The 6829-nt window shown below is 58.4% G+C and carries 7 protein-coding genes; 5 read left to right on the top strand and 2 right to left on the bottom strand.

Annotation, left to right across the window (positions count from 1 at the left end):
- Window positions 1-1238 precede the first annotated feature (1238 nt).
- From JM946_RS29775 to istB, 5 genes are all read left to right on the top strand, one after another.
- Window positions 1239-1835 carry a hypothetical protein gene (locus JM946_RS29775; protein ID WP_203171102.1) on the top strand — a complete coding sequence of 199 codons (597 nt, stop codon included), beginning with the start codon at window positions 1239-1241 and terminating at the stop codon, window positions 1833-1835.
- 6 nt (window positions 1836-1841) lie between these two features.
- A complete protein-coding gene (locus JM946_RS29770) occupies window positions 1842-2666 on the top strand; it encodes an EVE domain-containing protein (protein ID WP_230980105.1) in 825 nt (274 codons plus the stop codon).
- 490 nt (window positions 2667-3156) lie between these two features.
- On the top strand, window positions 3157-3666 hold the full coding sequence (locus JM946_RS29765) for a helix-turn-helix domain-containing protein (RefSeq protein WP_203171101.1): 510 nt from the start codon (window positions 3157-3159) through the stop codon (window positions 3664-3666).
- 18 nt (window positions 3667-3684) lie between these two features.
- Window positions 3685-4701, top strand: coding sequence for a Mu transposase domain-containing protein (locus JM946_RS29760; protein WP_203171100.1), 1017 nt, complete (start codon window positions 3685-3687; stop codon window positions 4699-4701).
- Between the two features lie 4 nt (window positions 4702-4705).
- Window positions 4706-5464 (top strand): IS21-like element helper ATPase IstB, encoded by a 759-nt coding sequence (istB, locus tag JM946_RS29755; protein WP_203171099.1) that lies wholly within the window; start codon window positions 4706-4708, stop codon window positions 5462-5464.
- Window positions 5465-5628: 164 nt separating this feature from the next.
- On the opposite strand, the gene JM946_RS29750 is transcribed toward istB, so the two are convergent.
- Together JM946_RS29750 and JM946_RS29745 are read right to left on the bottom strand one after the other, a co-directional pair.
- Entirely contained in the window at window positions 5629-5916 is a 288-nt protein-coding gene (locus JM946_RS29750; RefSeq protein ID WP_203171098.1) for a hypothetical protein, read from the bottom strand.
- A gap of 101 nt (window positions 5917-6017) precedes the next feature.
- Window positions 6018-6419, bottom strand: a complete 402-nt coding sequence (locus JM946_RS29745) for a hypothetical protein (RefSeq protein ID WP_203171097.1) — start codon at window positions 6417-6419, stop codon at window positions 6018-6020.
- Window positions 6420-6829 lie beyond the last annotated feature (410 nt).

The raw sequence follows: 6829 nt of genomic DNA, 5'->3' as shown, positions 1-6829 counted from the left end.
GATCGTGAACACTTTTCCACGGCTCCTGCCAAAGTGTTCACGGTCCCGTGGAATCGTGTTCACGTTGCCGTGGATTGGGTGTTCACCATCCCGTGGAAAGCCTGTTCACGATCGCGTGGAATACGCACCTGCGGTCGAGCCGCAGACCGGCCATGAGCCACTTGCTTCATCCGGTACCCCCGCGCAGTGACTTCTCGTCTGCCGATCAGGCTGCGCAAGCAGCGATGATTCTCAAGAGTGTGGAGCGTGCGGTCGGCTCGCCACGGCGGTCATGATTGCCACTGTACCCCCGCGATTTGCGCCTGCAGTGGGCGGGCCTGTTGCTCCGTGCGCCGGAACTCTGTTTTACCGACCTTGCGCCAAACTCGATCGAATCGCGTTTGCGCCGCGGCGAGGTGCTAGCGAGCAATGAAGGTCATGATTCTATCCTGCGCACGAGATTGTTTTCTCCGGGTTGCTTCAACGTGGTGCTGTTGGGATCAGGAGTGGGCAAATGGATGAGCGGATTCAGCGTTCACTGAATGCAGTCAAGGATTTCAAATCTCTGGCACAGTTCGAGAAGAATGTTCGCGAGCGCGTCGCGTCCATGATGAGATCACTGCCGCATTCAAGCAGCGCGCGGAAGTCGTTGCTCGGGAGGTGATCGCCCAGCGCACCGGGTTAGATCTAAGCGAGCTGACGCCGGCCGAAGAGCAGATCGTCCGGGCGGTGAGTGAGTATCTCGCGCTTAAGAAGCGTGAAGGCAGTGACGCCACTCGTACGATTATTCAGCTCCGAAATAAAGGCTTGATAGAGTCCGCGGAAGCTGGCTATGAGAGTTTGCGTGAGGCAAACCTGGATGACATCTCTTACGAGCGGATCGTTGTCGAACATCCCGAAGAGTTCTCACCTCGGGCGCTCTGGTTTGCGCGGCGCACGCTCGGACTTCCTAACGAAGTTGAGAAGCCGCCGGTCCGCCGATCGATCCCCGCGCAACTGCGTACAGAGGTGCTGCTTGCCTGGTTGGCGTCACGCGCGGCGCGCGGTGGTGGCCGTATCGAGTCCTTCTCGAATGCGGAGGCGGCCAGTGCCGTGGGCATGACAGATATGACGCGCCACGGGCGTGTATACGGGAACATTCAATCTCGACTGGACTTCGCGTGTTACCGCCTTGATCTACCTCCGCTCGGCCTGCGGAAGCACCTTTTCGGGAGGCTTGGCAGCAAGACGATCGAGCTTGGAGGTTCCCAATCTCATCGATGCGGGACGCCGCTCAGGCATTCCTGTGGAAAGGGCACGATTTTGAGCGATTATCGGCTGAGACGGCCAAGTTGCCGGACCTGGGGCGCGTTCTTTGGAAGACGGAGCTCCACGAGAACGAAGCCAGCGTGCGTGCGTGGGCGGAAGGTCTCGAAAACGGTCGGCGCGAAAGTACGCCGCCGGAGGCGGCGAGCTCACTGCGGCCAGTTTCAGCACGCAATCCGGACTGGACACGCGAAGAACATCTGCTTGGACTGGATCTCTACTTGCGACTTCGTGGCTCCAGCTATTCCGACGAACACCCAGAGGTGATCAAGCTGTCCGAGACACTGCGCAAGCTCGCCGCTTTGCGGAAGATGCAGGGTACTGAGACATTTAGGAATGCGAACGGCGTTTCGATGAAAATGCTGAATTTTCGCCGCGTCGACCCGGAGTATCGCGGTGCTGGCCTGCCAGCAGGGAGTCATCTAGAAGTCGAGATTTGGAATGAATTCGCAAGCGAGCCCGGCAAACTCGGAGAAATCGTGGATGCGATCCTGTACGAACTCGAGATGTCCGAGGGACCGTCGCTCGAGAGTGCTGCGAACCTCGATTGATACTGGATGCTCGTATGCAACCCACGAAAATGGGCGATCGACAAATTCCTGGCCGCCCATCCTACCTCAGACACCTGGGGCATTCGGCCATACGATGCGCCCAAGTTCGCCCCGGGCCAGCTCGCGATCGTCCGTGTGGACATCGATCGACGCAGCCTCGCCGAGCGTCAGGGCCGCAAGCCGCTCGTGCCCGGGATCTATGCCATTTGCGAGATTGAGAGTTCATCATTCCCGGGGACCGGGGCAAACGACGCGCACTGGGCCGAGAATGCGGGACGAGCGCCTGGTTGGCCCACGGTTGGCATTCGCTATCTTCGGAACTATCTCGAGCGACCCCTCAGTGTCGAAAGACTAAGAAAGGAGCGCCCGGATGTTTCGCCGAGGCTGCTGGATGGCTTCCAGGCCGCATCATTTCCGATCGAGGCGGTCGATTTTCATGCCGTTCTGGAGTTGCTGGGCGAGGATGATGAATCCATTGTCGGTGCTCCGATGCAGAACGAGGCCCCGACACTTGACCGGCTCGCGGCCCTGGAAAGCAAGTTCATGAATGCGAGTCCTGAGGTGAAGATGCGAATCGGCAAGTCGATCGAGCGCGGGCCGATTGGAGCCGAAGTAAAGCGCGCGAATAACTATCGTTGTCAGCTGTGTGAAGCGCTTGGGCTTGAGTCCATCGGCTTCAAGAAAAGGAACGGTGAACCCTACGTTGAGGCATCATCATGTGATGCCTGTCCACCTGAAGGAAGTCGGATCACTGTCTGCTACAAATATCGTGACCCTTTGCGCAAACCACCATCGCGAGGTTCACTATGGGGACGTGAGCGTAAGAATTGACGACCGTCAGTTCACATTCGTTGTCAGTGGAAGAGAGGTGCAGATTGCGCGGGGCGGGATTGATCTGCGTCAGGACTCGCTAGACTGACCAAATGTCACCTTCGATCGTTTGACCTTTCGATCATGCGTCCTCAATGAAACTCGCCTAATTGATCTTCGCTTGCTGTTCGGCAACGAAGAGGGGTGAGCCATTGCTTTGAGTCGTTGAGCGTGCCGGTGCGAGGAAGAGGGTTTTCTGGAATGAACAGTGCGTCTATCTGCGAGTTCCAGAAGGCCTCACATTACGACGCGGGTGCTTCGAAATCCAGAAGTCATAGCGATCTGCGTGTGTCTTGTGAAATTTCCCCGAATTGAGCCCACCTGATTTCGTCCCATTGGACCCACCTGATTTCGTGGGATTGGACCCACCGATTTCCTCGAATTGGACCCACCTCCGGCGCCGCAATAGCCCACTGATACCGTCGTCAATTTCGGCGACGGAGGGGCGTGAATGGCGCGGAGGATATTCACGGTGGATCGGTACAAAGAAATCGAGCGGCGGCTGGCCGAGGGCCGCGGATTACGGGAGATTGCGCGAGCCCTGGGGTGCTCGCGTCGGCTGGTTCGGGAGGTTCGCGATGGGCGCGGTTCGCCGGACAAGCCCCGGACGGCCACCGACCCACTATGGATGAGTCAGCTGGATTGGGCACTGATCGTCCATGACCTGTCGCTGGGTCACCCACTGAAGTTTCTGTGGGAGGAGAAGGCCCAGCACCTGACCAGCTACCCGAATTTTTGGAAGCAATTCTACCGCAAGTTCCCGGAACTCCGACGCGCCAGCGTTACGGCGCGAGAGTTTTCCGCTGGCGAGCGGATCGAGTGCGACTATGCAGGCAAGACGCTGGAGTGGGTGGATCTCACCGACGGCGTCATCCATCAAGCTTATATATTTATCTCGGTGCTGGGCTTCAGCCAATTGCTGTTCGCGTGGGCTGCGGAGGACATGAAGAGCCGCAACTGACTGTCGTGTCATCGCCGGATGTTCGAAGCCTACGGCGGCGTCGCTCACGTCACGGTGCCCGATTGTCTAAAGCAAGGCGTGACGAAATGTCACATCTATGATCCGGATCTCAATCCGGCCTACGCGCAGTTGGCCTCTCACTACTCGACCGCAATCGTCCCAGCGCGTCCGGGCCGCCCGAAGGATAAGGGGCTTGCGGAGAATGCAGTCAACCTAGTCATGCGCTACGTGCGCTTCCGCTATCGTCGCCGCCGCTTTACCTCGCTCGCCGAAATCAATCACGCACTTGCCGATTGCATCGATCGAATCAACGATCGCAAACACTCGCGCTTCAGGATCTCGCGTCGTGAGCGCTTCGAGCAATGCGAGCGCGGCGCGCTCAAGCCGTTGCCAGCAGATCCGTTCGAGGTGGCCGAGTGGAAGGACGCGACGCTGCTTGCGGACTGCTACGTGCAAGTTGAGTCGGTGTACTACAGCGCACCGCACATCCACCGCCACAAGCGACTGCGCGTCAAGCTCACCGAAACTCAGGTCGAGATCTTTCTACAGCTGGAGCGTCTGGCGATCCATCCACGCAGCAGGCATCGCGACGGACGACGAATCTCCAATCCCGAGCACTTCCCAGCGAACTCGCAGGCGTACTACGAAGCGACCCCGCAAAAGCTGCTATCGCAGGCGCGCTTCGTCCACCCGGACTTGCATCAGCTCCTGGTCGAACTCTTCAACGCCGATGTCTATGGCCATCTGCGACGCGCCCAGGGGCTGGTGCGCAGTTCGGCCAAGGAGCTTGATGCCGCCGGTCGAGAGCTCGCCAGCGCTCGCATCGTCGGCGCGATTGCCACGATGCGACGATATAACAAAGTCCGCGTGCCGTACTTCCAGGCGCTCCTGGCGCAAGCTCGTAAAGCCCCCATTACTTCGAATGCTGACCGCGAGATCGTACGTCGCGCCGGCAATCCCATGCTTCGTTACGCCGGCGGCGCTGCGGTGAGCGCTGGGCACGGCGTCAATATAACTTCACCGCAGGAGAAATAGGCGAATGAGTACAGCGATTGCAAAGAATCTGATGGCTGAGATGAAGCTGGTGGGCATGATGGACGCCTTCGATCGAGCGCTCAATGCGGCAACTCGCGATCAGTCAGGGTACACCGAGTTCCTGGATGTGCTGTTGCAGGCAGAAGCGGAATATCGTCAATCACGAAAAACCAGCTATCGGATCAAGGCCGCGCGCTTCACGCAGCGACCTAACTTCGAGGACTTCGACTTCACCGCGGACCGCTCGATCACCAAAGCGCAGGTCAGGGAAATCTATTCGCTCAGCTGGCTCGTGGAGGGGCGACCGCTGTTGTTGATCGGGCAGACCGGCGTCGGCAAGACGTTCATCGCACAGGCTGCGGGACTGCACGCCTGTGCGAGCGGATACAGCGTGCTCTACATGAGCATCACCACCTGGTTGGAGAACATTGCGCTCGCTCGATCCAGCGGGACGTATCTCAAGTATCGAGACAAGCTCTCCAAGCCGGATCTGATCATCTTCGATGAGTTCGGCGCCCGGAAGTTGTCTTCAACCGAGGCGCAGGATCTGTGCGAAATCCTCGAGGAGCGTTCCTTCGGCAAGTCGGTGGCATTTACCACGCAGCTTCCTCTGGCCCACTGGAACGAGGTGATCGCCGACCCTGTGATCGCCGATGCCATCCGCGATCGACTCGAGCACGCCGCCCTGGCACTGGAGATCACCGGGCCCAGCTATCGCGGCGTCAAAGCTCGAAAACTTGCTTCCAAGAAAAAGACCGACTAAGAATCGTCGCCTGCGGCTCCGCCGGTGACCACTTCAGGTGGGTCCAATCCGGGGAAATCGACTGGTCCCAATCCGGGAAATCGCACAGTCTCGTCAGAATCGCTCCTTGAAGGACTCTGACACGATGAATCGGCGCACGCAACGTTTCGACCGCACCCGATTCATCACATCCCAGTACATCGCATGTGCGACTGGTTCACTGGTTCCACGATGCCGTCCGGGATCCGGTAGCCATACGCCGGGAAGTCTGGTGTGGCGTTTTCGGTCAGATGCCAAGATCGTTCAAACTCCGGTTTGAGATACTCGAAAATCGCCCAGCGAATGTTGTTCAGAAATTCGGCAATCCGGCTGGAGTGATAGATGAAGATGTTACCCTGGAACCACTCGAAGAAGCTCGGGATCGCGAGATAAGCATCCTGTTCGCTGATTGGATGGCCACTCTCAGCGAGCACGGTTCGGAGATGCCTGACATTCGTCTCTAGTCGCGCCAGATTGTGCTTCGAGACATCGCCGCATATCTTGAGGTAACGATAACGCGCGATGCGTACATCCGCTACGACGTCAATGGTATGCAGGTTGACCGAGGTACGACGAAATCTCCTTCGAGCCAGTCGGCGAAAGCGTCTATCTCATTGCGCAGCCGAGTGGTGCACGTGCCGAGCTTCGGATTGGCGCAAACCTGCCGCAGATGGAAGATGAAGGTGCGATCGGCGGGCCGCGAATTGGAGGGTACTGCCTTGAGGCCGAGAGGCACGGGGCTACCTTTGAACGCCTGGACCTGGGATAGAAAGTCGCCGAGTAGGATGCTGAAGAGCAGGGAGTGCTGGTGTGTCACGAACGCCAGGTCTGTTGGCCGCGCCAGGTCGTTGCTCACGAACATAGCCCAGTTCACCATGCCCTCGATCATTTCCCATGCGGAATTGAGAATGATCGACTCTCTCTCGATATCGTTCATGATGGGCTGATGCTACTGCATTTGCCTGCACTTGTTAGCCCTTCGATTGCGCGCTGATGAGGTCGGAGTTCAAACACCAGCACCACCTGCCTTCGGGTTGCGCCGGAGTTTAGCAGCGTTCAGTAGGCGGCTGCGCAGAAGGTCAACACGTCGTTCCTGCCGTGTTGGTCCGCGTTCGGGTGGGCCGGCCTAGAATTTCCTTGGACACCATTTTGGGCCAAAGTAGTGGCCGAAGGAGTGTCCGATGGCAAAGAAGAGTTCTGGTGCGAATGACGTAGAGCGTGGCCGCTGGTCGGCCAAGAGGAAATCAGAGGCGGTACTACGACTGCTGAAGGGTGAGGACCTGGATACGTTGTCGCGGGAGCTGAAGGTGAATGCTGCGACCTTGTCAGGCTGGCGCGATATCTTTC

This window comes from Steroidobacter gossypii (genome assembly GCF_016801985.1).
GTDB classification, from domain to species: Bacteria; Pseudomonadota; Gammaproteobacteria; order Steroidobacterales; family Steroidobacteraceae; genus Steroidobacter; species Steroidobacter gossypii.
Note: the sequence above shows the minus strand (reverse complement) of the source record. Positions and strands in the feature narration are given on the sequence as shown.